The following is a 23,862-nucleotide window of genomic DNA, read 5'->3' as shown; positions in this document are numbered from 1 at the left end:
GGTCCTTAGGGCAGAAAAAGTTGCAGCAGGTCATTTAGGAAAAGCTGACCTTTGGCGGTAGCCACCAGCCGCTGCGGGTCAGGTTCCAGCAGCCCGCGCGCTTCAGCATCGCGTCGTCCGGCGGCCAGCAGGTCCAACGAGAGGCCGGTGCGTTGAGTGAACAACAATGAAGGCACGCCGTCGGTGAGGCGCAGCACGTTCATCAGAAACTCGAACGGTAATTCGTCCTGCGCCAGCCGCTTGTGGCCCGCACGGAAGCGTTTGTCCGGGTCGAGATAGTCTTTTGGTAGGCGGGTCTTCCAGTGTCGGTAGATCTCGCCGTCTGCTGCGGTCCACTTGCCATGGGCACCCGCGCCGAGCCCGAGAAAGTCGCCGAAGGTCCAGTAATTGAGGTTGTGCCGCGCCTGCCTGCCCGGTTGCGCATAAGCCGAGGTTTCATACTGGCGATAGCCGTGTGTGGCGACCAGCGCCTGTCCGGCTTCCTGAATATCCCAGAGCGTTTCGTCTTCCGGCAATCGGGGCGGCTTGCTCCAGAATTCCGTGTTCGGCTCGACCGTAAGCTGGTACCAGGACAGGTGCGTAGGCTGCTGGGCGATGGCGATGCGCAGGTCGCTCAACGCATCTTCCAGGCTCTGCTCAGGCAGACCATGCATCAGGTCGAGGTTGAAGTTGTCGAAGCCCGCGGCGCGCGCCATGTCGGCGGCCCGAATCGCTTCGTTGCCATCGTGGATGCGGCCAAGGGCCTTCAACTTGGTGGGCTGAAAGCTCTGAACACCGATCGACAAGCGGTTAATCCCGAGGCTGCGATAGTCGCGAAATTTCGCCTGTTCGAAGGTGCCAGGGTTAGCTTCCAGGGTGATTTCGATGTCGTCAGCGAACCCGACCCGCTGCCGCATGCCGTCAAGGATTCGCTCCAGCGCGCTGGCGGAGAACAGGCTCGGCGTGCCGCCGCCGAAAAAGATCGAGGTCAGCCGGCGGTGCTGTATCTGCTCCAGATCGGCATCCAGGTCCGCCAGCAGTGCATCGATATAAGCGTCTTCGGGCAGCGAGGCACCGGCAGCATGGGAGTTGAAATCGCAGTACGGGCATTTGCGCACGCACCAGGGGATGTGTACGTAAGCCGCCAACGGCGGCAGTTCCAGGCGCGATACCGTAGGCGGCTCGGGAGCGCCGCCGTTGGAAACAGCGATCATGCGATCCCCAGGCGCTGCTTGAGCAAGGCCATGGCACGGGCGCGGTGGCTGAGCTGGTTCTTGTCCTTTGGCGCCAGCTCAGCGCTTGAGCAGTCACGTTCCGGCACCCAGAACAGGGGGTCGTACCCGAAGCCATGCTCTCCTTGGGCGCTGTGCAGAATACGGCCCTGCCAGAGTCCTTCACAGAGAATCGGCAGCGGATCGTCGGCATGCCGCAGCAACGCCAGCGCGCAGACGAACTGAGCGCCGCGCTCGGCGTCCGGCACGTCTTTCAGGGCATCGAGCAGTTTGGCATTGTTTGCCGCATCGCCCTGGCCATTGGCGTAGCGCGCCGAGTAGATGCCGGGTGCGCCGCCCAGATGATCAACCGCTAACCCCGAGTCGTCTGCCAGCGCCGGCAAGCCGGATATACGCGCCGCGTTGCGTGCTTTGAGAATGGCGTTTTCGACGAAGGAAAGCCCGGTTTCCTCCGGCTCGATGTCGCTGAATTCGCCAATCGAGCGCACGTGCACGGCGTCGCCGAGCATGGCCTGCAGTTCCTTGAGCTTGCCGGCGTTGTGGCTGGCCAGCACCAGTTCTTTAAAGAGCATCATTCGTCCGGGAAGAATTCTTGGCTGAAGTCGAAACTGATCGCCGCGGCGCCGGCAGGCTGCACATTCAGGTTGAAGCGCAGGGTTTCTTGCGAGTCGAAGGGGAACTGTGCCAGGTAGTAGATGGCCTGCTCTCCTTCTTTCAATTGCTTGAAACTCAGCGGGTAGTCCTGTCCGAGCAGGTTCTTCACCGTACCGCTGACCTGCGCTGCGGTCGGTTTGCCAGACTTGAGCACCGATATGTTGACCACACCTTGAGTCTTGCTGCGCACCAGGCCGGCTGCGGCGGCAATCTCAGGCTGCAGAAAGCCGGAATTGAAGGCGATGTAGTGCACATCGTATTCGCCAATGCTGTGTTTGCGCTCGGCCACGGCGGGCAGCGTAAAGAGCAGGGCGAGCAGGCAAATCAAGCTAGATTTCATGGGGGTTACCTCCAGCGATGAGCGGTCAGCGGACAGCTCCGGTGACACGATAGATACCGATTTCACCAATCAGATTAGGCCACAAGCGACTCGCCATGCCGTGCTTGTGATGGCGATCCACGGCCAGACGCTCAAGCACCCGGGCGCCGAGCTCGTGGGACAGCCTTTCGAAGTCCTCGAAGGTGCAGAAGTGAATGTTCGGCGTGTTGTACCAGGTGTAGGGCAGGAAATCCGATACCGGCATGCGGCCTTTGCTGGCCAGGTACCAGCGGCAACGCCAGTGACCGAAGTTGGGAAAGGTGATGATGCATTCGCGGCCGACCCTTAGCATCTCCTTGAGCAGCTTGTCAGGGTAGTGGACCGCTTGCAGCGCCTGGGTCATGACCACCATGTCGAAGCTGTCGCTGGCGAAGTTGCCGAGGCCCTTGTCGAGGTCCTGCTCGATGACGTTGACGCCTTTATCGACGCAGGCAGCAATGTTGTCCGGGTCGATTTCCAGGCCATAGCCGCTGACCTGCTTGTTGTCCCGCAGCCAGGCCAGCAGGTCACCGTTACCGCAGCCCAGATCGAGCACGCGGCTCCCCGCCGGGATCCAATCTTGGATGATGTCCAGGTCGGCGCGCATATGGGTTCCTTATACGGTGATGCGGTTCATGTAACCGCGAAAGGCCTGTAGATAACGGGGGATTGGAATCAGAAAGGCATCGTGGCCCTGCGGAGCGTCAATCTCCAGGTAACAGACGTTCTTGCGCGCCGCCATCAGCGCGTCGACGATTTCGTGCGAGCGCTCAGGCGAGAAGCGCCAGTCGGTTGTGAACGATATAACGCAGAAATCCGCCTTCGCCGTCGACAGTGCCTGGGCCAGGTCATCGTCGTAGGCTGCGGCCGGGTCGAAATAGTCCAGTGCCTTGGTCATCAGCAGATAGGTATTGGCATCGAAGCGGCCGGAGAACTCTTCGCCCTGATAACGAAGATAGCTTTCGACCTGAAACTCGACGCTGTTGAAATCGTAATTCAGCTTTTCGCTCTTGAGCCCGCGACCAAATTTGGTGCCCATGGCGTCGTCGGACAGGTAAGTGATGTGGCCGACCATGCGCGCGAGCATCAGGCCCCGCTTGGGAATCACACCCTTCTCTTGAAAGTGGCCGCCATGAAACTCGGGATCGGAGAGGATGGCCTGACGCGCGACCTCATTGAACGCAATGTTCTGCGCTGACAGCTTGGGTGCAGAAGCGATTGCCACGCAATGACGCACGCGCTCCGGATAACTCATGGTCCATTGCATGGCCTGCATGCCACCGAGGCTGCCACCCACTACAGCAGCCCACTGCTCGATGCCGAGCATGTCGGCCAGGCGGGCCTGGCTGTTGACCCAGTCTTCCACCGTGACGACCGGGAAATCTGCGCCATAAGGTTTGCCCGTGGCTGGGTTGATGCTGCTGGGACCCGTCGAACCATTGCAGCCGCCGAGGTTGTTCAGGCTGACCACAAAGAAGCGGCTGGTATCGATGGCTTTGCCCGGACCGATACAGCTGTCCCACCAGCCCGGTTTGCGGTCGTCAGCGTCATGGTAACCGGCCGCATGGTGATGGCCTGACAGCGCGTGGCAGATGAGCACGGCATTGCTGCACGAGGCATTCAGCTCGCCGTAGGTTTCGTAGATCAGCTGGTAATCGTTCAGCGTGCGGCCACAGGCGAGTGCCAGCGGCTCGGCGAAATGCGCGACCTTCGGACTCACCAGACCAACGGAATCGGCTGGAATAGCTGTGGGCATCGACCCTGGCTCGTGCTGGAAGAAGGCGGCAAAGTCTAAAGGTTAGCGCGCTTCAATTCATCCTCAATCGCAACGCCGGTGTCAGCCGAGGCTGGCGCTGGTAAGGCTGACGACCTTGCCTTGGCGCCGGATCGGTGCCGGTTTCCGTAGCAGCCGTAGCATTTCACCGGCCTCGGCCAGTTGTTGCTCCAGCTCAAGGCTGTAACGTGCCAGCAGGCGACCGCGTTGGCTGCTTTGCTGACTGTCCTGCGCCAGACTCTTGAGGCGCAGCATATGCGCTTCAAGTTGCTGCTTGTGCTCCAGCGAATGCTGCATCAACGGCAGCAGCGCTTCGTTGGCCCAATGCCCGGCTTCCTGGCGCAGCCGCTGATGCATGACAACCACTTCTTGTACAAGCGTGGCGAAGAAGCGTCGGGTCAAGGTGCGCTGCTCGGTGAGCAAGGTCTTCAGCTGCAGACGGAACTGGTCGGCCTTGCTTTGCAGGTCTTTGAGTTCTTTCTGATATTTCGCCAGACGGAACAGCGGGGCGTCCACGCCGTGCAGCGGGTTTTCGTCGTTATGGCGGCGGTAGATGGCCGAGACCATCTTGTTGGCCAATGCCGCCTCGTGCTCAAGCGCACCGAGATCCTGCTCTACGGAGCGGAAGAAATGCACGATGCTCAGGTTGATGCCCAGTGTGGTCAGGCTGCCTGTGAGGCTGCGGCGCAGGCGAGAGAGGTGCTCCTCAAGGCGTTCTGGGCGCACCGTCGACCGCAGAAGCTCGCCCTGGCGTTGCAGTAGGCGCTGGTTGGTTTTCAGTTGCAGCAGGCGCTTGTGGTGCTGGTTATGGTCATGGCGGGTGCGCGCTGTCAGCTCCATGAGCATCTGGCCGCTGTCCTGTCGATGGCTGTCGAGCAGTTGGCATTGCTCGCGGACCTTGGCCAGTCGCTGGGTCAGAATGTGCTGGCTGTTTTGCAGTAGCGCGAGCACCTGGCGCACCACCTGTTGTTCCAGCAGATGTTCCTTCTGAGCGAGGATCCGCTCGCTGAGCAGGTGCTCCAGTGCCACCAGTTGGCTGCGCTCCAACAGCTTCTGATCGCCGCGAATCTTGGCCAGCAGCGCCTGCTTGGCCGCGAGTGGAAGCACATCCTCGACGGCAATTCCCAGCTGTTGCGCCGTGGCGGCCTGCATCCGTTGGATTGCGGCATTGACGAAGGCTTCGCCGGAGACGTCGTCCCACAGGACATCGATCTTGTTCAGCACGGCGAACAGACGGTTTCGTCTGCCGTCGTCGAGTTGGCGAATATGCTGTTGCCAGATCCCCATGTCGCTGGCCGTCACACCAGCGTCGGCAGACAGCAGGAAAATCACGGCATGGGCGTTAGGCAGCATCGACAGGGTGAGCTCCGGCTCGCTGCCGAGCGCGTTGAGGCCGGGCGTATCGAGGATGCGCAGGCCCTGGCGGAGCAGGGGATGGTCGAAGTTGACCATGGCGTGTCGCCAGGCCGGCACCATCACCTCTCCGTCGACATCGGAGCCCTCTAGCGCGTCGGGATGGAAGCCCAGCTGGATGGCCTCCTTCACGGGCATCGACTTGGTGGAAGCCACCTGGCCGAACGCTTCGACCATGGCGTCAGGGTTGGCGGGATCCAGCGCAATATTTGTCCATAGGCGTGGCGCGCGCTTGAGCTGAGCGATACTGGTGTCGTCCAGGCGGGATTCGATCGGCAGCAGGCGAATATACGAGCGGTCAGCACGCGGATCGAAGAACAGCTCGGTTGGGCACATGGTGGTGCGGCCAGCGCGCGACGGCAGGATGCGCTGGCCATATTCCGAGAAGAACAGGCTGTTGATCAGCTCCGTCTTGCCGCGAGAATACTCGCCAACAAACGCGAGGGTTATATGGTCGGTGCGCAGCAGCTTCAGCGCGCGGTCGAGCCTGGTTTCAACCACCTCCGAGTTCAGCCGGTTGTGCGCCAGCCAGCTGCGGTAACGCGTTATTTCGCGGATAAGGTCGCGTTTCCAGGAGACGTAGGCATCCACTTGCCGGTCGAGTCGTTCCATGGTCGTGGTGCTTCCTGAAAGGCGTAAGGGGCGATTATCCCTGTCGCCTGGTGTGGGTCAATCGAGCCTTTTGTGAACCACCGCCCAAAGACGGCACAAGACTTTAGGCGGTTTCGGTCTCAGATCAGCGAGCGCAGAATGTTGGGCATGTGAGTCATCATTGCCAGGTTGCCGATCACCAGCATGTCGATCAGTTTGATCGCCAAAAACGCGAAAATTGGCGAGATGTCCAGCCCACCCATGCTTGGCAGCAGCCGGCGGAAGGGTGCCAGTGCCGGCTCGCAGATCTGGCTGACCAGTTGGGCGCCCGGGTTGTGACTGCCAGGTGCAACCCAGGACAGGATCACGCTGATGATAAGCGCGTAGAAGAAGATGTTGATAAACAACCCGGTCACGCCAATGACGGCCCAGACCAAAAGCTGCAGCGGATTTCCGATGGTGCCGAACGCAATCATCAGGATGGCGGCCATCAGCAACACTTGGACGATGATCGCCAGTACCAGCGACGAGAGATCGAGTCCGCCGATACTGGGAATCACGCGACGCAGCGGCTTGAGCAGTGGGTGCGTGGCGCGGACGATGAACTGGCTGAGCGGATTGTAGAAGTCTGCGCGGACCAGCTGCAGGATGAAACGCAGCAAGACGATCAGCAGGTACAGGCTGCCAAGCGTCTGGACGATCAGGATCAGGGCTTGCGAGAGTTGCGACATGAAGGCTCCTTAGTTGCCCAATTGTTCGGCGAGTTCGGCCGAGCGTTTCGCGGCTGCAGTCATCGCTTGCTCAACCAGGCTTTCGAAACCGCCCGCTTGGAAGGCTTTGATCGCCGCTTCGGTGGTTCCGTTCGGCGAGGTGACACGACGTCGCAATTCGGCGGCTCCAACATCGCTTTCACAGGCCATTCGCGCAGCCCCCAGGGCGGTATGCATGGTCAGTTGTGCGGCCGTATCGCGTGGCAAACCCATTCGCTCTCCCGCAGCGGTCATCGCTTCGATCATCAGGAAGAAATACGCCGGGCCACTACCGGACACGGCGGTCACTGCATCGATCAGTGATTCCTTGTCCAGCCAGAGCGCCAGTCCAACCGCCGAAAGCAGTTGTTCGGCCTGCTGTTTTTGCGTGTCGGTCACTTGATCGTTGGCGAACAACCCGCTCACACCCTGGCGCAGCAAGGACGGGGTATTAGGCATGCAGCGCACGATCGCGCGCGGGGATTGTTCGCCTAACCACGCCTGCAGGCTGGCGCAATCGATACCCGCTGCGATCGAGACAACCAACTGAGTCGCTTGTAGGCTGGCGGCCAGATCACGGCAGACTGCTTGCATCACCTGCGGCTTAACCGCCAGTACGACTACGTCTGCGCCTGCGATGGCCTGGGCGTTGTCGGCAAAAGTGCCGATGCCATGGGCTGCTTCGAGTTCGCTGCGTTTATCGGCGCCGGGATCACTGGCGCAAATCGCGGAGGCTGGGAGGCCTTGGGCGCGTAGGCCGCCGATCAGGCTTGCGGCCATGTTGCCGCCGCCGATGAAGGCGATACGGGGAGTGCTCAAAGTACAGTTCCTTTTATTCATGCGGTGGGGCGTCTGCGGCTGCTTTCGAAGGATAAGCGCGGGCACCGAACAGGGCAGTGCCGATCCGAACCCAGGTTGCCCCTTCGGTGATGGCAGCTTCGAGGTCCTGGCTCATGCCCATGGAAAGCGTGTCCAGATCCAGCTGCAGTTCGGACTGCCGCTGGCGCAGGCGGGCGAAGGCAGCGCGCTGCTCGGCTGGGTCATCGGTCGGTTCGGGGATCGCCATCAGGCCACGTAGACGCAGACGGGGCAATGCGGAGATGGCGTGAGCCAGTTCGTGAATATCCTGCGGCTCGCAGCCGGACTTGCTGGCCTCACCGCTGACGTTGACCTGCAGGCAGAGGTTCAACGGAGCCAGGTGCTCGGGACGCTGATCCGAAAGACGTTGGGCGATTTTCAAGCGGTCCACCGAGTGCACCCAGTCAAAATGCTCGGCGATCAGCTTGGTCTTGTTCGACTGGATGGGGCCAATGAAATGCCAAATCAATGGCAGGTCGGCGAGTTTGGCCTGTTTCTCCAGCGCTTCCTGCAGATAGTTTTCGCCGAAATCGCGCAGGCCCGCTTCGCTGGCCTCGCGGATAGCCTCGGCCGGTTGGGTCTTGCTCACCGCCAGCAGGAGCACCCCGTCAGGATCACGCCCTGCAGCTTGCGCCGCCTCACGGATGCGCGTTCCGACCTTTGCAATATTCGTCGCTATCGTGGACATTACCTGCGCCTGCCACCTTAGGGTCTGCGCGGCATTCTACCTGCTTGCATGTAATTGGGGAGTCCCATGGATATCACAGAGCTGCTGGCCTTCAGTGCCAAGCAGGGTGCGTCGGATTTGCACCTGTCTTCCGGCTTGCCGCCGATGATCCGCGTCGACGGCGATGTACGCCGGATCAATCTCCCTGCGATGGACCACAAGCAGGTACACGCGCTGATCTACGACATCATGAATGACAAGCAGCGCAAGGATTTCGAGGAGTTCCTCGAAACCGACTTCTCGTTCGAGGTGCCTGGCGTAGCCCGCTTCCGGGTCAACGCGTTCAATCAGAATCGCGGTGCTGGTGCAGTATTCCGGACCATTCCGTCCAAGGTGCTGACCATGGAAGACCTCGGCATGGGCGAAGTCTTCCGCAAGATCACCGACGTACCGCGCGGGCTGGTGCTGGTGACCGGGCCGACCGGTTCGGGCAAGTCGACCACCCTGGCGGCGATGCTGGACTACCTGAACAGCACTAAGTACCACCACATCCTCACCATCGAGGACCCGATCGAATTCGTTCATGAATCGAAGAAGTGCCTAGTCAACCAGCGTGAAGTGCATCGAGACACGCTCGGCTTCTCTGAAGCACTGCGTTCGGCGCTGCGTGAAGACCCGGACATTATTCTCGTCGGCGAGATGCGCGACCTGGAGACCATCCGCCTGGCGCTGACCGCCGCCGAAACCGGCCACCTGGTGTTTGGCACCCTGCACACCACCTCGGCGGCCAAGACCATCGACCGGGTCGTAGACGTGTTCCCGGCTGAAGAAAAGTCCATGGTCCGCTCGATGTTGTCGGAATCCCTGCAGGCCGTGATTTCCCAGACCCTGCTAAAGAAGGTTGGTGGTGGTCGGGTGGCGGCGCACGAGATCATGATCGGCACCCCGGCAATCCGTAACTTGATTCGCGAAGACAAGGTGGCGCAGATGTACTCGTCGATCCAGACCGGCGGTTCGCTGGGTATGCAGACGCTAGACTCCTGTCTTAAAGGCTTGCTGGCCAAGGGGCTGATTTCGCGCGACGCTGCCAAGGAAAAGGCCAAACAGCCAGAAAACTTCTAGAACCTATTGGGCCTGGCGCTAAGCAGGGCCTTTTCGCATTGCTATAGCGCGGCTACGCCGGACTACGAGAACGACGATGGAATTCGAGAAACTGTTGCGCCTGATGGTCGAAAAGGGCGGCTCCGATCTGTTCATCACCGCTGGCGTGCCGCCGTCGATGAAGGTCAACGGCAAGATCCTGCCAGTCAACAAGACGCCGATGTCGCCGGAGATGACCCGCGAGACGGTCCACGCCGTGATGAACGAGCAGCAGCGTCGAGAGTTCACCGAGAACCACGAATGCAACTTTGCGATCAGCGCTCGCGGCATTGGTCGTTTTCGGGTCAGTGCCTTCTATCAGCGCAACCTCGCCGGCATGGTATTGCGCCGTATCGAGACCAACATTCCGACGTTGGAAGACCTGAAACTTCCTGAGGTGCTGAAGAAGCTGGCGATGACCAAGCGCGGCCTGGTGCTGTTCGTCGGTGCGACCGGTACCGGCAAATCGACCTCGTTGGCCGCGATGATCGGCTACCGCAACAAGAACTCCAGCGGCCATATCATCTCCATCGAAGACCCCATCGAATTCATCCATCAGCACCAGAGCTGCATCGTCACCCAGCGTGAAGTCGGGATCGATACCGACTCCTTCGACGTGGCGCTGAAAAACACCCTGCGCCAGGCGCCGGATGTGATCCTGATCGGTGAAGTGCGGACGCGCGAGACCATGGACTATGCCGTGGCCTTCGCTGAAACCGGCCACCTCTGCCTTGCGACTCTGCACGCCAACAACGCCAACCAGGCGCTGGACCGAATCATCAACTTCTTCCCGGCTGATCGGCAGCAGCAGGTCTGGATGGACCTGTCACTGAACCTCAAAGCCATCGTTGCCCAGCAGCTGATCCCGACGCCCGATGGCAAAGGCCGCCGCGCGGTGATCGAGGTGCTGATCAACACGCCGCTGGCGGCTGATCTGATCCGCAAGGGCGAGGTTCACGAGCTCAAGTCGTTGATGAAACGCTCCACCGACCTTGGCATGCAGACCTTCGATCAGGCGCTGTACAACCTCTATGTCCAGGGCGAGATCACGTACGAAGACGCCTTGGCGCATGCCGACTCCTCCAATGATCTGCGACTGATGATCAAGCTGGGGTCGGAAACCGACGGTGAACACCTCACCAGCGTTTCACAAGGGCTGACGCTGGAAGTCAGCGACGACGATACGGGTCGCAGCTTCCGCTGATCATGCCTGTCCGGGCCGTTCGATGCGCTTGCCTGGACGGGTGGCGACACGCTCTGCCTGGCCGTCACGTTGCGCTCCAGCCCGGGCACGGCTCATCAGTTGCGGAATCAGTGGCCCTTCCGGCAGGTTTTTCCAAAAACGCACCGGCAAATTGGTCTGCAGCACGTCGCGGTTGAGCCGCGCCGGATTGAAGGTGCTTTCGTAATAGGTCTTCCACAGTTCGCCCCCGGGATCCTGTGCGGTCTGCGCCAGCTCCCGCCAGGTGGGCGGGCAAGGGTTGGCGTAGTGCATCACCTGGCCATCCCACAGCACTGCATCATCGGGCGTTGCGATCATCCATGAATGCAGGCCCATCCGTTCGGCGAAATGCGGCGCCGCGCTGATCAAGATGTCGTGTGCCGGCTCGAACCAGGCCACATAGCCCGACGCGCTGCCTCGATCCGTTGGGCTGAAGCGCAAGAACGCATGCATATGATGTGCTTCGCGGCGTACCGCCTTGATCCTGGCATGGAGCTCGCTGCCATCAGCATCGCCGACTAGTCGGGCCGTGCGATCACCCTTGGCGACTCGCCAGAGAATGCGGTACAGCAAGCTCCAGCGGTCAGCTGTACGAAAGCGCGCAGCACTTTCCAGCTCGACGAGCAGCGGTCGGGGGATGCGTATGGGTGGCCTGGGCTTGATTGGTTCGGGCGCAACGGACTCGCCGAACAAGCCACCTAGCTCGCCCTTGCCAAGCCACTCGACTTGATGCGGCGCGACGCCGGTTTGGAGCAATCCGCGGGCCCTGTCGCGCCAGTCATCGAAGCTCCCATCAAACCGTACCTGCATCACCACAGGCCCATCTGTACCGGGCCGTCACTGAGGCTCCGGCGCAAGGTCGCAGACTCCCGATTGGCAAGGCTTGGTCGGTAGTCTTGTGTGATTACAAAGAGTTTAGCCTTTTCAAGCGAGCAGCGAAGCCGGGTCAGGTCTTCAAAACGGATGCGCTTCTGCCGACGCAGGGCGACCAGCCGTTTGGCGCTCAAGATCCCGATACCGGGAATCCGCGCGATCAGCGTCGGCTCAGCGCTATTCAGGTCAACTGGAAAATACTCACGATTGGACAGCGCCCAGGCCAGCTTCGGATCAATGTCCAGCGGCAGGTTGCCTGGGCCCGCCAACAACTCGCTGGCCTTGAAGCCATAGCCGCGCATCAGGAAGTCCGCTTGGTACAGGCGATGCTCGCGCAGCAGCGGCGGTGCTTCGAAGGGTACTGTCTTGGGGCTGTGCGGGATTGGACTGAAGGCAGAGTAATAGACGCGCCGCAGTCTGAAGTCGCCATACAGTGATTGGGCAGTGTGCAGGATGGTGCTGTCATCGGTAGCGTCAGCCCCGACAATCATTTGCGTACTCTGGCCGGCTGGTGCGAAGCGTGGTGCGCGCTGTTCTGCTTTGGCTTCAGTCTCGCCTTCATGAATGGCGTGCATCGCCTGCTTGATCGTCACTACCTGCTTTTCCGGCGCCAGGCGGATCAGGCTTGCCTCAGTTGGCAGCTCGATGTTGACGCTGAGGCGATCGGCGTAGCGGCCGGCTTCGGCGATCAGCAGCGGATCGGCGTCCGGTATGGTCTTGAGGTGAATATAGCCGCGGAACTCGTGCTCTTCACGTAACAGCCTGGCCACACGGTTGAGCTGCTCCATGGTGTAGTCCGCCGAGCGGATGATCCCGGAGCTGAGAAACAGGCCGCTGATGCAATTGCGGCGGTAGAAGTCCAGTGTCAGCGTTACCACTTCTTCTGGAGTGAAGCGTGCCCGCGGAACATCGCTGGAGCGCCGGTTGACGCAGTACTGGCAGTCGTACAGGCAAAAGTTGGTCAGCAGAACCTTCAGCAGCGCCACGCAGCGACCGTCCGGGGTGAAGCTGTGACAGATGCCCATGCCATCCGTGGCGCCAAGTCCGCTGCGGCCTTTTGAGCTGCGTTTGGGCGCGCCGCTGCTGGCACAGGACACATCGTATTTGGCGGCGTCCGCCAGGACGCTGAGCTTCTCGATCAACTGCATAACGATCACCATGATGCTGGTTGGATATACAGTATCATGGCGACTCTGGCGTGTGGTGTCCGCTCGGCAGGCGCTGCGATTGAGTGTGAATCGGATAAGCTCACGAAATACCAAACCGGACTGCGAGGCTCAGATGCGTCAGAACACCCATAGCACCCTGATTGGCTACCTCTTATGGATATTCGGCTTTCTCGGCTCGCACCGCTTCTACTATGGCAAGCCGATTACCGGCACCATCTGGTTCTTCACGCTCGGGTTGTTTTTCGTTGGCTGGATCATCGACCTGTTTCTGATTCCGTCGATGGACCGTGAAGCCGACATGCGCTTCCAGCCTGGCCCCATCGATTACACCGTCGCCTGGATTCTGCTGACCTTCCTGGGTGTATTCGGTGTGCACCGGATGTACCAGGGCAAGTGGATTACCGGGCTGATTTATCTCTGCACGGGCGGGCTGTTTTTCATCGGTGTTCTCTATGATTTCTGGACGCTGAACAGCCAGGTGTCGATGCAGAACATGGAAAAACGCATCGATCGGTAATCGTGCGCTGACCGTTCGCAGTCCGGTTCGGCTGCGAACGACCGGTGACGGGCGCTAGCCGACGAAGGCAACCCGTCCATCAACCAGGGTGTAGCGCACCGCCCCGGGCAGGCAATGTCCGATGAAGGGGCAATTGCGGCCTTTCGAATGCCAGCGTTCGCCCGCGACGGTGGAGCTGCTCGGGTCGAAAAGAACCAAATCTGCGGCTCCGCCAATCGACAGCTGACCGGCCGGCAGCTGTAGCGCTGCGGCCGGACCGCTGCTCAGGCGAGCCAGCAGCGTCGGCAGGTCCAGCAGGCCGTCTTCGACCAAGGTCAGGGCGAGAGGCAGGAGGATTTCGGCGCTGCTGATGCCCGCTTCGGTCTCGCCAAACGGGGCCTGCTTGGCATCCGCTTCATGCGGTTGATGATGGCTCGAGATCACCGAGATGACACCGCTCTTCACCGCTTGGCGAAGACCGTCACGGTCGGCAACACTGCGCAGCGGCGGCTGCACATGGTAGAGACTGGAGAAGCCGTGCAGCGCTTCGTCGGTGAGGATCAGCTGATACATCGCCACGTCGGCGGTGACCGGCAGGCCACGAGCTTGCGCATCGGCAATCATCTGGGCGCCGCGGGCCGTGGTGAGCTGGCTGAAGTGCGCGCGTACGCCGGCCTGTTCCACCAGCAACAGGTTGCGCGCCAGCGCAATGGTTTCCGCTGTTTCGGGAATCCCGGCGAGGCCGAGAAAGGCCGCCGCCGGGCCCTCATGGGCCAGGCCGCCCTCGGACAGGTCGCTGTCCTGAGAATGGATGACAACGGTGAGGTCGAAGGTTGCAGCGTATTCCAGCGCTCGGCCCAGGTTGCGGTTGCTGGTGAAGTTGGCCAGGCCATTGCCGAAGGCAACGCAGCCTGCGTCTCGTAGGGCGACCAGTTCCGACAGTTGCTCGCCCGCCAGGTTGCGCGTCAGTGCGCCGATCGGGAAGACCTTGGCATGGCCGGACTCGCGGGCGCGGTCGAGGATCAGTTCGGCAACTGCTGCGGTGTCCAGTACCGGCTTGGTCTGCGGTGGGCAGCACAGGCTGGTGATACCGCCAGCCGTTGCCGCAAGCGTCTCGCTGGCGATGTTGCCTTTGCGGCTGTAGCCCGGTTCGCGAAGTGCCACCGATAGATCGACCAGACCGGGCGCAGCAACCAAGCCGCGTGCATCGATGGTCTTTGCCGCGCTGAATCCCGAAGGCGCCTGGCCGAGCGCGATGATCTTGCCGTCCTGACAGTAAATATCAGTGATTTCGTCGCGTCCGTTGGCCGGGTCGATCAGGCGAGCACCGAGGATGTGGGTAGGCATCAATTCTGTTCCTCGGCTATGTATTCCTGTTCGAGTTGCCGCTGTGCGGTCTGTCCGCTCATTGCCATGGACAGCACCGCCATACGAATCGCGATGCCATAGGTGACCTGATTGAGAATGACCGACTGGGCACCATCGGCCACTGCCGATTCGATCTCGACGCCGCGGTTGATCGGGCCTGGATGCATGACGATGGCGTCCGGTTTGGCCAGCGCCATGCGCTGGGTGGTCAGGCCATAGAGGCGATAGAACTCGCCTTCGCTAGGCAGCAGCCCGCCCTGCATGCGTTCGCGTTGCAAGCGCAGCATGATCACTACATCGACGTCGCGCAGGCCTTCGTTCATGTCGTGGTAGACGCTCACGCCGTACTGCTCCAGGCCGACGGGTAGCAGCGTCTTCGGGCCGATGACACGAATATCGGGGCAGCCCAGTGTTTTCAGCGCGAGCATATTGGAGCGGGCTACGCGCGAGTGCAGGATGTCGCCGACAATGGCCACTGAGAGTTTTTCGAAGGCGCCCTTGTGCCGGCGAATGGTGAGCATGTCGAGCATGCCTTGGGTCGGATGCGCATGACGCCCGTCGCCGCCATTGATGACCGCTACATCCGGGCAGACATGTTCAGCGATGAAATGCGCGGCGCCGGAATCGGCGTGGCGCACGACGAACATGTCAGCGGCCATCGCCTCGAGGTTGCGCAAGGTATCGGTAAGTGTTTCGCCCTTACTGGTCGAGGAAGTCGAGACGTTCAGGGTGATGACGTCAGCCGACAATCGCTTGGCCGCCAGCTCGAAGGTGGTGCGCGTTCGCGTCGAGTTTTCGAAGAACACGTTGCAAACGGTTTTGCCTCGCAACAGCGGAACCTTTTTTACCGCTCTGGCCCCGACCTCGAGGAACGAATCGGCAGTGTCGAGAATTTCCGTTAGCAGGGCACGGGGCAGGCCATCCAGCGAGAGGAAATGGCGCAATTGACCATTATCGTTCAGCTGTAGCGGGCGCTTGGCGTCGGTTGGCGTCATCGCGAGAGTCTCAATTGGCGGAGGCGAGGGTCTGGAGTTCGAGCGTTAGCGGGCTTGGGCCAAGCAGCTTTACCCGTTGGTCAGGCGCCAGTGAGAGCGTGGCGCCAACCACGTCCGGCCTGATCGGCAGCTCGCGGGCATTGAGGTCCAGCAGGCACACCAGGCTGACGCTGGCTGGCCGGCCGTAGTCGAACAGCTCGTTCAGTGCAGCACGAATGGTGCGGCCGCTCATGAGCACATCATCGACCAGGATCAGATGCTGTCCTTCGATTTCGAAGGGTAGCTCCGAGGGGCGGACCTGGGGATGCAGGCCGTTCTGGGTAAAGTCGTCGCGGTAGAACGAGACGTCCAGAATTCCCAGCGCTTCGTTCTTGGCCCGTTGTTCAAGCAGCGCCTGGGCGACCCAGACGCCGCCCGTGCGGATGCCGATGAAGCGAGGCTCGCTTATGCTCCGGCTCTTGAGGTGCTGATCCAGTATTGCAGCCATTTCGGGGAGCAACTGGTCGGGGTTGGGCAGGGTCATGATTTCTCCTGGGACCGCTTCAGGCGGTTTGCTGGGCACTCAGCCAGCCTTCAAGTAAAAGAGCCGCGGCCAGGGCATCGACGGGGCGTTCACGATAACCACCGCTCTGGCCGCCACGCAGGCGCTCGCCTTTGGCTTCGTATGTGGTGAGACGCTCGTCATGGGTGTGCACTGGCAGGTTGAAGCGACCATTGAGGCGGCGTGCGAACTTCTCGGCGCGAGCGCTCATCTCGCTGGCACTGCCGTCCATGTTCAGAGGCAGGCCAACTACCAGTGCATCCGGTTGCCACTCACGCAGCAGCGCCTCGATCTGCAACCAGTCGGGTACTCCATTTTGCGCCTTGAGCACGCAGAGCTCGCGGGCTTGGCCTGTGATCGCCTGGCCGACGGCAACGCCGATCTGTTTGGTGCCGTAGTCGAAGCCGAGCAGCAGACGTAGCGTGCTCATGCGTGGCCCACCTGGCTGCTGAGCAGTCTCAGATCGACCCCCAGCGATGCTGCAGCAGCATTCAAACGCTGACCGTAGGGCAGGTCGAACAGAATCTCTGGCTGTGCCGGGCAGCTCAGCCAGGCATTTTCGGCCAGCTCCGCTTCCAGTTGACCGGGTTCCCAGCCCGCATAACCGAGGGCAATGAAATGCTGCTTGGGGCCGTAGCCGTCAGCAATGGCGAAAAGAACGTCCTGGGAGGTCGTTACGCCGAGCGGACCCAAGTCAAGCGTTGCCTGAAACTGGGCGTCGGCAGGATGCAGTACGAAGCCTCTATCGGTCTGTACCGGACCGCCCGAAAAGGTTGTCAGTTGCTGGCTGCTGGCATCGCCAGGCTGATCTGGGCGGAGCTGCTCGAGTATGTCCCCCAGGCTCAATCCGCTCGGGCGGTTAACAATGAGCCCCATCGCGCCGTCCCGGTTGTGTTCCACCAGATAGATCAAGGCCTGGGCGAAATTGGGGTCCGCCATATGCGGCATGGCGATCAGAAAGTGATGCTTGAGGTAGCTGGGCGAGGTCGCGTTCATGGCTGCTAGCTTAAGCGTTGCGGGCTGGGCCGTGAAGCGGCTGCGCGAGATGCTGTGACTGATACGGTGTGCAGGTTTACGGCTAGCGGCTGGACAGGCGGTCGCCGCGCTCGAACCGCCAGGTTCTGATGATTTCCACTTGATCGAAGTTCTGTGCCAGCTCACCCGAAAAAGGCGCGAAAGGTGCGGCAAGCCTGACAATGCGCATGGCGGCCTCGTCGAGCATTGGCTGGCCTGAGGATTCGAGCACTCGAAGTTCCTGTACCGCGCCGTTTCGGTCAACGACCACCAACATGCGCAAGCTGCCGTAGATACGTTGACGGCGCGCCTCGTCGGGGTAGTTCAGGTTGCCGATGCGCTCGACTTTCTTGCGCCATTCGTCACGATACCAAGCGCTGATGTCGCGCATGGTGGCAGCGCTGTTCTGACGACTGACACGTGGCCGCTTGGCATATTGCTCGACCTGTTGCGCGAGTTCGGCTTCAAGGCTGGCGATTTCCGCGCTGAGCTGCGAGCTGTCGTAGACGGGCGCCGGTTGCGCCTGCGGCTGCGGCTTGTTCTTTTGTGGCTTGGCCGGTGTCTTGTCAGGTTGCGGGGTGCGCGTCGCTACGGATGTCTTAGGCGCCTCGCTAGGGTTACTTGGCGGGGGCGACGAAGCGGGCGAGACCTTGCGTACCTGAGTGTCTTGAAACGGCGCTTGCTCGGTTGTTTTTGGCGAGGCCTTATGCTCCAGCGTGCCGCTGCCCTGCTGATTGTCCTGGGCCAGGAAATCTGCGTCCTTCGGCTGCTCTTCGCTTTTGAAGGTGGACAAGGTTATTTCGAGCGATTTGCTGGTCTGCTTTGGTTCGGACAGGGTAAATCCGAGCCCAAGGATAAGCGCGCCGTGCAGCGCGGCTGCAAGAAAAATCGTAAAGCCGAGACGGTCTGCCGGACGGACTCCGGTAGGGGCAAGGGAAGGTTGGCGTGTAGCAGCGTTCATCGCATTTCAGTCGGCTTGAAGTGCGCGCAGTCTGCCCAGCGTGACTGTAAAAGTCTATGAACCAGGCGGCAGCTTTGATGGGTGGCTACGACGAGGCGTCGACCGAAGCGCAGCAGGCAATTTGAGCGAGAGGCGGTTGGCCCTGCGCCAACCGCGCTGGAGCTAAACGTTGGATTCGCTCAGTTTCGCTGCGATAGCATCCATCAGACGCGCGCCGATGCGGGTATCGAAGGCATTGTCGATCTCGCGGATGCAGGTCGGGCTTGTGATGTTGATCTCGGTGAGGAACTCGCCGATCACGTCCAGGCCGACGAAAAGCAGCCCGCGTTTGCGCAGCTCCGGACCCACAATCGCGGCGATCTCCTTGTCACGCTCAGAAAGCGGCTGAGCGACGCCGCGTCCCCCGGCAGCGAGATTGCCCCGGGTTTCGCCCACTGCCGGGATACGCGCCAGGCAGTAGGGTACCGGCTCGCCGTCTATCATCAGGATACGCTTGTCGCCTTCCTTGATGGCCGGTATGTAACGCTGCGCCATAATCTGACGACCGCCATGCTCGGTTAGCACCTCGAGAATTACCGACAGGTTCGGGTCGCCTTCGCGGTGGCGGAAAATCGACGCGCCGCCCATTTCATCCAGCGGTTTGAGAATGATGTCACGCTGCTCGCGAGCAAACTCCCGCAGAATGTCGGACCGCCTACTGACAAGGGTCGGTGGGGTGCATTGCGGAAACTGGGTGGCAAAGAACTTCTCGTTGCAGTCGCGCAGACTCTGCGGGCGATTTACCACGAGTGTGCCGGCCTGCTCAGCAAGCTCTAGCAGATAGGTGGCGTAGACATACTCGCTGTTAAAAGGCGGATCCTTGCGCATCAGGATGACATTAAGGTCGGCAAGAGCGCTGTCTTCTTCTTCCCCTGTTTCGTACCAGCGCTGGGAATCGTTGAAGACCTGGATCGGGCGCATGCGGGCGCGCGCCTCGCCGGCGAGCTGGTAGAGATCGCGTTGCTCCATGTAGTAGATCGTCCAGCCGCGGTCCTGGGCTGCCAGCAGCATGGCCAGGGAGCTGTCTTTCTTGAAGGCGATCTGCGCGATTGGGTCCATGATGATCCCGACGCGAACAGTCATGTTGTGGTCTCCAACGAGGGGCAGGCAAGCGCTGCCAGAGGCTTGAAATATCGACGCAGAGTGGCCGCGGTTGTGCGCTGGGTCAAGGAAAATCCCGCTGCTCCGGCGGCGGATAGCTTGCATTTGATGAGTGTGCTAAAAAGGTCCGGCGATTGGGTGCAGCCCATCGATGACAGGGCCTCCGGCGCACTGACATAACGATAAACTACGACTCACCGAGGCGATGGTAGGGCGAAATGGAACAGCACTCCGAGGGCTTGAAGGTCATGGTGATCGACGATTCGAAAACGATTCGTCGCACCGCCGAAACGCTACTGAAAAAAGTAGGTTGTGATGTGATCACGGCGGTGGATGGCTTCGATGCGCTTGCCAAGATCGCGGATAGTCACCCGCGCATCATCTTCGTCGATATCATGATGCCCCGGCTTGATGGTTATCAGACCTGCGCGCTGATCAAGAACAACAGTTCTTTCAAGTCCACGCCGGTGATCATGCTGTCCTCAAAGGATGGTTTGTTTGACAAGGCCAAGGGGCGGATCGTGGGGTCGGATCAGTACCTCACCAAGCCGTTCAGCAAAGAAGAGTTGCTCGGTGCTATCAAGGCTCATGTGCCCGATTTCGCACCGGTAGAGCACGTATCCTGAAGTTCGGCCCTGTGCCGCTGAAGCCTTCCCCACGGAGTAACCATGGCTCGCGTTCTGATTGTTGATGACTCGCCGACCGAGATGTACAAGCTGACCGCCATGCTGGAAAAGCATGGTCACGTCGTTCTAAAGGCCGAAAACGGTGCCGATGGTGTAGCGCTTGCGCGCCAGGAGAAGCCGGACGCGGTGTTGATGGATATCGTCATGCCCGGCCTGAACGGTTTCCAGGCCACCCGTCAGCTGACCAAAGATGCTGAAACCAGTCACATTCCTGTGATCATTGTGACCACCAAGGATCAGGAAACCGATAAGGTCTGGGGCAAGCGCCAAGGGGCCAAGGATTACCTGACCAAGCCGGTGGACGAAGCGACACTGCTGAAGACCCTGAACGCGGTACTTGCCGGTTAATCGACGTTTTCGGGATTCGGACAAGGGAAGTTGCCAGCATGTCGGATACGCCTACGCCTTTTCAGCGACTTCTGGAAATTGATGCCCGCTGCCGAGCGTTGGCGGCCGGCCTGCCTTCGCAGCAGGAAGCCATCCAGACCTGGGCTGGCATCGGTTTTCGAATGGGGGGGCGTTTGTTCGTTGCCCCGATGGGGGAGGTTGGCGAAATACTCCACGAACCGCGCTATACCTTGCTGCCCGGTGTTAAATCCTGGGTGAAAGGTGTGGCCAACGTCCGCGGTAGGCTTTTGCCTGTCATGGATCTGTGCGGCTACCTGGGGCTGGAGTTGTCGCCGCTACGCAAGCAGCGCCGTGTGTTGGTAGTGGATCATCAGGAAGTGTTCGCGGGATTGACGGTCGATGAAGTGTTCGGCATGCAACATTTTCCGGTTGATGCTTTCTCCGAACAGTTGCCTCCAGTCGAGGCATCGATTCAACCCTTCATTCACGGTGTCTTTCAGCGTGAGCAGCCCTGGCTGGTCTTCAGTCCGCATGCGCTTGCCGCGCACCAGACATTTCTGGACGTGGCGTATTGATTTAGGTGGGGTCGGCTGATGCCGGCCTTTTGGTTCTTGGAAGGAAACGTACGGGTGGTCCAGGCGGGGGCCGGAAAAAATGAAAAAAATGAACGCTAATGCTTTGCTGGCAGGGGTACGTAGCAATACGTTGATCGCCGGACTGTTTATCCTCCTGATCGTTTCGATGGTGTTGCTGTTCGTGAACTTCGCGTACATCAATACACAGGCCGACTACGATAACGAGTACGTTGGACACGCCGGTGAGCTGCGAGTTCTCTCCCAGCGCATTGCGAAGAACGCGGTTGAGGCGGCTACCGGAACTCCCGAGGCATTCGACTCGCTGAAAGATGCCCGTAACGACTTCAGTGAGCGTTGGAGTTATCTCTCCGTTGGCGATGAGCGCATTGGACTTCCAGCAGTGCCGGAGTCGCTTCAGTCTGAAGTGGCGGCGGTGCAGCAGGATTGGGATACGCTGCGGCAGAACACCGACGCGATCCTTGCGAGCGAGCAAACCGTACTGTCCTTGCATCAGGTTGCTGCCACCCTCGCCGAAACCATTCCGCAGCTCCAGGTCGAGTATGAGGAGGTTGTGGACATCCTTCTCGAAAGTGGCGCGCCAGCCGCTCAGGTTTCCGTGGCACAGCGTCAATCTCTGCTCGCCGAACGGATTCTGGGTTCGGTCAACAAAGTGCTTTCTGGCGATCAGGACTCTGTGCAGGCGGCAGACATGTTTGGTCGCGACGCCAGCCTGTTCGGTCGGGTGCTCAGCGCCATGCTCGAAGGCAACGAGGCCATGGGGATCAGCCGGGTCAGCGATGTCGAAGCACTGGACCGACTCGCCGCAATTTCCGAGCTGTTCCAGTTCGTTTCCGGATCGGTAGACGAGATTCTGGAAACCTCGCCGGAGCTGTTCCAGGTACGAGAGTCGTCGAACAGCATTTTCGAGGTCTCGCAGACCTTGCTCGACAAGACATCTGAGCTGACGCAGGGGCTTCAAAGCCGTGCCGAAGCCCGCTACATCAATACACTGGCTGGCTATGTCCTCGGTGCCTTGGCGCTTGCCTCGATTCTGTTGATCGGCTGGGTCATGGTTCAGGTCACTCGTCGCCGGTTGAGCGAAACCGCGGAAAAGAACGAGCGTAACCAGACAGCGATTCTGCGTCTGCTTGACGAAATCGGCGACCTGGCTGACGGTGACCTGACGGTAGCCGCCACGGTTACCGAAGACTTCACCGGCGCCATCGCCGACTCGATCAACTATTCCATCGACCAGTTGCGTGACCTGGTGGAAACGATCAACCAGACCGCCGTGCAGGTGTCGGGTGCGGCCCAGGAAACCCAGGCGACCGCAATGCATCTGGCCGAGGCGTCCGAGCATCAGGCTCAGGAAATTGCGGGTGCATCGGCTGCGATCAACGAAATGGCTGTGTCGATTGACCAAGTATCGGCCAACGCCGCGGAGTCCTCGGCCGTAGCCGAGCGTTCGGTAGCCATTGCGAACAAGGGCAACGAGGTGGTGCATAACACCATCACCGGTATGGATAACATCCGGGAACAGATTCAGGACACCTCCAAGCGAATCAAGCGTCTCGGCGAGTCCTCACAGGAAATCGGCGATATCGTCAGCCTGATTAACGACATTGCCGACCAGACCAACATCCTCGCACTGAACGCCGCGATCCAGGCATCTATGGCTGGTGACGCCGGTCGAGGATTCGCTGTGGTTGCGGACGAAGTACAGCGTCTTGCAGAGCGTTCCTCCGCGGCAACCAAGCAGATCGAAGCGCTGGTCAAGACCATTCAGACCGACACGAACGAAGCCGTTATCTCGATGGAACAGACCACCTCCGAAGTGGTTCGAGGTGCCCGCCTGGCCCAGGACGCAGGGGTCGCTCTGGAAGAAATCGAAAAGGTATCCAAGAGCCTAGCGGCGCTCATCCAGAACATTTCGAACGCAGCTCGCCAACAGGCGTCCTCGGCTGGTCACATTTCCAACACCATGAACGTCATTCAGGAAATTACCTCGCAGACCTCGTCGGGTACCACCGCTACTGCGAAGAGCATTGGTAACCTCGCCAAGATGGCCAACGAGATGCGGCATTCGGTATCCGGCTTTACCCTGCCGGATGCGCAGGATCAGGCCTGACTTGAGAGCGCAGCGGCCTGAAATGGGCCGCTGCGGAAGTTCATGGATAAGGGGCAGGGCATGCAGCCAGGCGTTGATTGGTCACTGAGACCCTTGGCTGATATGTCGGCTGCAGAGTTCGACGACTGGCAGGCCCTGCTCGAGGAACGCTCTGGCATGGTCGTAACCGAACAGCGTCGGACCTTTCTTCAAACCAACCTGAGCAGCCGCATGCGCGAAGTCGGGGCGCAGGACTACGCGAGTTATTATCGTCAGGTCACCGACGGCCCTCGGGGCGCTGTGGAATGGTCCACCCTGATGGACCGTCTGACGGTACAGGAGACTCGCTTTTTTCGTCACCCTCCGTCATTTGCAATGCTTTCCGCTTACATGAAGCAGCGTGTCGAGTCGCGAAGCGCTACGCGGCCCTGGTCGTTGTGGAGCGTCGGTTGCGCGAGCGGCGAGGAAACCTACTCATTGGCGATTTGTGCAGCCGAGGCGCTTACCTGCACCAGCGGCGAAACACACTTTGGTGTGATAGGAACCGATATCAGTCTCAGCGCCTTGAACCGTTCGCGCGACGGCCTCTATGTTCGTCGTCGGCTCGAGCAGCTGGACCCCGACTTGCGCGAGCGGTATTTCCAAGCGCTGGCGGATGATCGCTTCCGAGTGGTGCCCAGCCTGGCAGCAAGGGTGTGCTTTGCCCGACTTAACGTGCTGGAGCTGGCCAGTGCGCCAATGTCCGATGTGGACGTCATTTTTTGTCAGAACCTATTGATCTACTTCCGTCGCTGGCGCCGCCGCGAAATCCTCAATCGTCTTGCCGAGCGCCTAGCGCCGGGAGGGTTGTTGGTTATTGGTGCGGGCGAGGTGGTCGGTTGGCAGCACCCGGAGCTGGTTCCGGTGGCTGATAGTCAGGTTCTGGCCTTTACCCGGAAATGTTTATGAGCGG

Annotated in this window: 26 protein-coding genes; 8 read left to right on the top strand and 18 right to left on the bottom strand. The window is 60.4% G+C overall.

The genetic code is table 11. The annotated features are described in order from the left end of the window. Positions 1-5: 5 nt before the first annotated feature. From hemW to BUE09_RS02735, 9 genes are all read right to left on the bottom strand, one after another. The gene (hemW, locus tag BUE09_RS02775; RefSeq protein WP_073299181.1) at positions 6-1,193 is read right to left on the bottom strand and encodes a radical SAM family heme chaperone HemW; all 1,188 of its coding nucleotides are present in this window, start codon (positions 1,191-1,193) and stop codon (positions 6-8) included. Then, positions 1,190-1,786: an RdgB/HAM1 family non-canonical purine NTP pyrophosphatase gene (gene rdgB, locus BUE09_RS02770; protein ID WP_073299180.1), complete on the bottom strand. Its 597-nt coding sequence runs from the start codon at positions 1,784-1,786 to the stop codon at positions 1,190-1,192. The genes hemW and rdgB overlap by 4 nt, the downstream gene beginning before the upstream one ends. Next, positions 1,783-2,205 carry a DUF4426 domain-containing protein gene (locus BUE09_RS02765; RefSeq protein ID WP_073299179.1) on the bottom strand — a complete coding sequence of 141 codons (423 nt, stop codon included), beginning with the start codon at positions 2,203-2,205 and terminating at the stop codon, positions 1,783-1,785. Before BUE09_RS02765 ends, rdgB begins: the two co-directional genes overlap by 4 nt. A gap of 25 nt (positions 2,206-2,230) precedes the next feature. Next, a complete protein-coding gene (gene metW / locus BUE09_RS02760) occupies positions 2,231-2,830 on the bottom strand; it encodes a methionine biosynthesis protein MetW (protein WP_073299178.1) in 600 nt (199 codons plus the stop codon). A 9-nt stretch (positions 2,831-2,839) separates the two neighbouring features. Beyond that, on the bottom strand, positions 2,840-3,979 hold the full coding sequence (gene metX / locus BUE09_RS02755) for a homoserine O-succinyltransferase MetX (RefSeq protein ID WP_073299177.1): 1,140 nt from the start codon (positions 3,977-3,979) through the stop codon (positions 2,840-2,842). 81 nt (positions 3,980-4,060) lie between these two features. Next, on the bottom strand, positions 4,061-6,022 hold the full coding sequence (locus BUE09_RS02750; RefSeq protein WP_073299176.1) for a dynamin-like GTPase family protein: 1,962 nt from the start codon (positions 6,020-6,022) through the stop codon (positions 4,061-4,063). A gap of 119 nt (positions 6,023-6,141) precedes the next feature. Further along, positions 6,142-6,732 carry a YggT family protein gene (locus tag BUE09_RS02745; protein ID WP_073299175.1) on the bottom strand — a complete coding sequence of 197 codons (591 nt, stop codon included), beginning with the start codon at positions 6,730-6,732 and terminating at the stop codon, positions 6,142-6,144. 9 nt (positions 6,733-6,741) lie between these two features. Then, a complete protein-coding gene (gene proC / locus BUE09_RS02740; RefSeq protein ID WP_073299174.1) occupies positions 6,742-7,569 on the bottom strand; it encodes a pyrroline-5-carboxylate reductase in 828 nt (275 codons plus the stop codon). A 13-nt stretch (positions 7,570-7,582) separates the two neighbouring features. Then, positions 7,583-8,296, bottom strand: a complete 714-nt coding sequence (locus BUE09_RS02735; protein ID WP_073299173.1) for a YggS family pyridoxal phosphate-dependent enzyme — start codon at positions 8,294-8,296, stop codon at positions 7,583-7,585. A 66-nt stretch (positions 8,297-8,362) separates the two neighbouring features. Between BUE09_RS02735 and BUE09_RS02730 the strand changes: the two genes are divergently transcribed. Together BUE09_RS02730 and BUE09_RS02725 are read left to right on the top strand one after the other, a co-directional pair. Next, positions 8,363-9,397, top strand: coding sequence for a type IV pilus twitching motility protein PilT (locus tag BUE09_RS02730; protein WP_073299172.1), 1,035 nt, complete (start codon positions 8,363-8,365; stop codon positions 9,395-9,397). Positions 9,398-9,473: 76 nt separating this feature from the next. Then, entirely contained in the window at positions 9,474-10,619 is a 1,146-nt protein-coding gene (locus BUE09_RS02725) for a PilT/PilU family type 4a pilus ATPase (RefSeq protein WP_073299171.1), read from the top strand. Here the strand turns inward: BUE09_RS02725 and BUE09_RS02720 are convergent, their stop codons facing one another. Next, positions 10,620-11,450, bottom strand: coding sequence for a TIGR03915 family putative DNA repair protein (locus BUE09_RS02720; RefSeq protein WP_143164619.1), 831 nt, complete (start codon positions 11,448-11,450; stop codon positions 10,620-10,622). After that, on the bottom strand, positions 11,447-12,658 hold the full coding sequence (locus BUE09_RS02715; RefSeq protein ID WP_073299476.1) for a putative DNA modification/repair radical SAM protein: 1,212 nt from the start codon (positions 12,656-12,658) through the stop codon (positions 11,447-11,449). Before BUE09_RS02715 ends, BUE09_RS02720 begins: the two co-directional genes overlap by 4 nt. Before the next feature lie 133 nt (positions 12,659-12,791). On the opposite strand from BUE09_RS02715, the gene BUE09_RS02710 reads away from it, so the two are divergent. Next, positions 12,792-13,196: an NINE protein gene (locus BUE09_RS02710; protein WP_073299170.1), complete on the top strand. Its 405-nt coding sequence runs from the start codon at positions 12,792-12,794 to the stop codon at positions 13,194-13,196. 54 nt (positions 13,197-13,250) lie between these two features. Here the strand turns inward: BUE09_RS02710 and BUE09_RS02705 are convergent, their stop codons facing one another. The 7 genes from BUE09_RS02705 to gshB all read right to left on the bottom strand — a co-directional run bounded on the left by BUE09_RS02705 (position 13,251) and on the right by gshB (position 19,176). After that, positions 13,251-14,522 carry a dihydroorotase gene (locus tag BUE09_RS02705; protein WP_073299169.1) on the bottom strand — a complete coding sequence of 424 codons (1,272 nt, stop codon included), beginning with the start codon at positions 14,520-14,522 and terminating at the stop codon, positions 13,251-13,253. Then, entirely contained in the window at positions 14,522-15,538 is a 1,017-nt protein-coding gene (locus tag BUE09_RS02700) for an aspartate carbamoyltransferase catalytic subunit (RefSeq protein ID WP_073299168.1), read from the bottom strand. The genes BUE09_RS02705 and BUE09_RS02700 overlap by 1 nt, the downstream gene beginning before the upstream one ends. 10 nt (positions 15,539-15,548) lie before the next feature. Then, complete coding sequence (gene pyrR, locus BUE09_RS02695) at positions 15,549-16,061, bottom strand: bifunctional pyr operon transcriptional regulator/uracil phosphoribosyltransferase PyrR (protein WP_073299167.1); 513 nt, start codon at positions 16,059-16,061, stop codon at positions 15,549-15,551. Positions 16,062-16,080: 19 nt separating this feature from the next. Continuing rightward, a complete protein-coding gene (ruvX, locus tag BUE09_RS02690; RefSeq protein ID WP_073299166.1) occupies positions 16,081-16,509 on the bottom strand; it encodes a Holliday junction resolvase RuvX in 429 nt (142 codons plus the stop codon). After that, positions 16,506-17,075, bottom strand: coding sequence for a YqgE/AlgH family protein (locus BUE09_RS02685; protein ID WP_073299165.1), 570 nt, complete (start codon positions 17,073-17,075; stop codon positions 16,506-16,508). The genes ruvX and BUE09_RS02685 overlap by 4 nt, the downstream gene beginning before the upstream one ends. Positions 17,076-17,157: 82 nt before the next feature. After that, positions 17,158-18,054: an energy transducer TonB gene (locus BUE09_RS02680; RefSeq protein WP_073299164.1), complete on the bottom strand. Its 897-nt coding sequence runs from the start codon at positions 18,052-18,054 to the stop codon at positions 17,158-17,160. A gap of 162 nt (positions 18,055-18,216) precedes the next feature. Then, the gene (gene gshB / locus BUE09_RS02675; protein WP_073299163.1) at positions 18,217-19,176 is read right to left on the bottom strand and encodes a glutathione synthase; all 960 of its coding nucleotides are present in this window, start codon (positions 19,174-19,176) and stop codon (positions 18,217-18,219) included. Between the two features lie 236 nt (positions 19,177-19,412). On the opposite strand from gshB, the gene pilG reads away from it, so the two are divergent. The 5 genes from pilG to BUE09_RS02650 all read left to right on the top strand — a co-directional run bounded on the left by pilG (position 19,413) and on the right by BUE09_RS02650 (position 23,858). Continuing rightward, the gene (gene pilG / locus BUE09_RS02670; RefSeq protein ID WP_073299162.1) at positions 19,413-19,820 is read left to right on the top strand and encodes a twitching motility response regulator PilG; all 408 of its coding nucleotides are present in this window, start codon (positions 19,413-19,415) and stop codon (positions 19,818-19,820) included. Positions 19,821-19,862: 42 nt separating this feature from the next. Next, on the top strand, positions 19,863-20,228 hold the full coding sequence (gene pilH / locus BUE09_RS02665) for a twitching motility response regulator PilH (protein ID WP_021206021.1): 366 nt from the start codon (positions 19,863-19,865) through the stop codon (positions 20,226-20,228). Positions 20,229-20,266: 38 nt separating this feature from the next. Beyond that, positions 20,267-20,803 (top strand): chemotaxis protein CheW, encoded by a 537-nt coding sequence (locus tag BUE09_RS02660; RefSeq protein WP_073299161.1) that lies wholly within the window; start codon positions 20,267-20,269, stop codon positions 20,801-20,803. 79 nt (positions 20,804-20,882) lie between these two features. Further along, entirely contained in the window at positions 20,883-22,931 is a 2,049-nt protein-coding gene (locus BUE09_RS02655; protein ID WP_073299160.1) for a methyl-accepting chemotaxis protein, read from the top strand. Between the two features lie 60 nt (positions 22,932-22,991). Continuing rightward, positions 22,992-23,858, top strand: coding sequence for a CheR family methyltransferase (locus tag BUE09_RS02650; RefSeq protein WP_073299474.1), 867 nt, complete (start codon positions 22,992-22,994; stop codon positions 23,856-23,858). The last annotated feature ends 4 nt before the right edge of the window (positions 23,859-23,862 follow it).

Source organism: Stutzerimonas xanthomarina DSM 18231, from assembly GCF_900129835.1.
In the GTDB taxonomy this organism is placed as follows: domain Bacteria; phylum Pseudomonadota; class Gammaproteobacteria; order Pseudomonadales; family Pseudomonadaceae; genus Stutzerimonas; species Stutzerimonas xanthomarina.
Note: the sequence above shows the minus strand (reverse complement) of the source record. Positions and strands in the feature narration are given on the sequence as shown.

Coding starts and splice junctions, on each gene's coding strand:
- hemW (WP_073299181.1), bottom strand. CDS start 1,193: ATGATCGCTGTTTCCAACGGCGGCGCTCCCGAGCCGCCTACGGTATCG.
- rdgB (WP_073299180.1), bottom strand. CDS start 1,786: ATGATGCTCTTTAAAGAACTGGTGCTGGCCAGCCACAACGCCGGCAAG.
- BUE09_RS02765 (WP_073299179.1), bottom strand. CDS start 2,205: ATGAAATCTAGCTTGATTTGCCTGCTCGCCCTGCTCTTTACGCTGCCC.
- metW (WP_073299178.1), bottom strand. CDS start 2,830: ATGCGCGCCGACCTGGACATCATCCAAGATTGGATCCCGGCGGGGAGC.
- metX (WP_073299177.1), bottom strand. CDS start 3,979: ATGCCCACAGCTATTCCAGCCGATTCCGTTGGTCTGGTGAGTCCGAAG.
- BUE09_RS02750 (WP_073299176.1), bottom strand. CDS start 6,022: ATGGAACGACTCGACCGGCAAGTGGATGCCTACGTCTCCTGGAAACGC.
- BUE09_RS02745 (WP_073299175.1), bottom strand. CDS start 6,732: ATGTCGCAACTCTCGCAAGCCCTGATCCTGATCGTCCAGACGCTTGGC.
- BUE09_RS02735 (WP_073299173.1), bottom strand. CDS start 8,296: ATGTCCACGATAGCGACGAATATTGCAAAGGTCGGAACGCGCATCCGT.
- BUE09_RS02730 (WP_073299172.1), top strand. CDS start 8,363: ATGGATATCACAGAGCTGCTGGCCTTCAGTGCCAAGCAGGGTGCGTCG.
- BUE09_RS02725 (WP_073299171.1), top strand. CDS start 9,474: ATGGAATTCGAGAAACTGTTGCGCCTGATGGTCGAAAAGGGCGGCTCC.
- BUE09_RS02715 (WP_073299476.1), bottom strand. CDS start 12,658: ATGCAGTTGATCGAGAAGCTCAGCGTCCTGGCGGACGCCGCCAAATAC.
- BUE09_RS02710 (WP_073299170.1), top strand. CDS start 12,792: ATGCGTCAGAACACCCATAGCACCCTGATTGGCTACCTCTTATGGATA.
- BUE09_RS02705 (WP_073299169.1), bottom strand. CDS start 14,522: ATGCCTACCCACATCCTCGGTGCTCGCCTGATCGACCCGGCCAACGGA.
- BUE09_RS02700 (WP_073299168.1), bottom strand. CDS start 15,538: ATGACGCCAACCGACGCCAAGCGCCCGCTACAGCTGAACGATAATGGT.
- pyrR (WP_073299167.1), bottom strand. CDS start 16,061: ATGACCCTGCCCAACCCCGACCAGTTGCTCCCCGAAATGGCTGCAATA.
- ruvX (WP_073299166.1), bottom strand. CDS start 16,509: ATGAGCACGCTACGTCTGCTGCTCGGCTTCGACTACGGCACCAAACAG.
- BUE09_RS02685 (WP_073299165.1), bottom strand. CDS start 17,075: ATGAACGCGACCTCGCCCAGCTACCTCAAGCATCACTTTCTGATCGCC.
- BUE09_RS02680 (WP_073299164.1), bottom strand. CDS start 18,054: ATGAACGCTGCTACACGCCAACCTTCCCTTGCCCCTACCGGAGTCCGT.
- gshB (WP_073299163.1), bottom strand. CDS start 19,176: ATGACTGTTCGCGTCGGGATCATCATGGACCCAATCGCGCAGATCGCC.
- pilG (WP_073299162.1), top strand. CDS start 19,413: ATGGAACAGCACTCCGAGGGCTTGAAGGTCATGGTGATCGACGATTCG.
- pilH (WP_021206021.1), top strand. CDS start 19,863: ATGGCTCGCGTTCTGATTGTTGATGACTCGCCGACCGAGATGTACAAG.
- BUE09_RS02660 (WP_073299161.1), top strand. CDS start 20,267: ATGTCGGATACGCCTACGCCTTTTCAGCGACTTCTGGAAATTGATGCC.
- BUE09_RS02655 (WP_073299160.1), top strand. CDS start 20,883: ATGAAAAAAATGAACGCTAATGCTTTGCTGGCAGGGGTACGTAGCAAT.
- BUE09_RS02650 (WP_073299474.1), top strand. CDS start 22,992: ATGCAGCCAGGCGTTGATTGGTCACTGAGACCCTTGGCTGATATGTCG.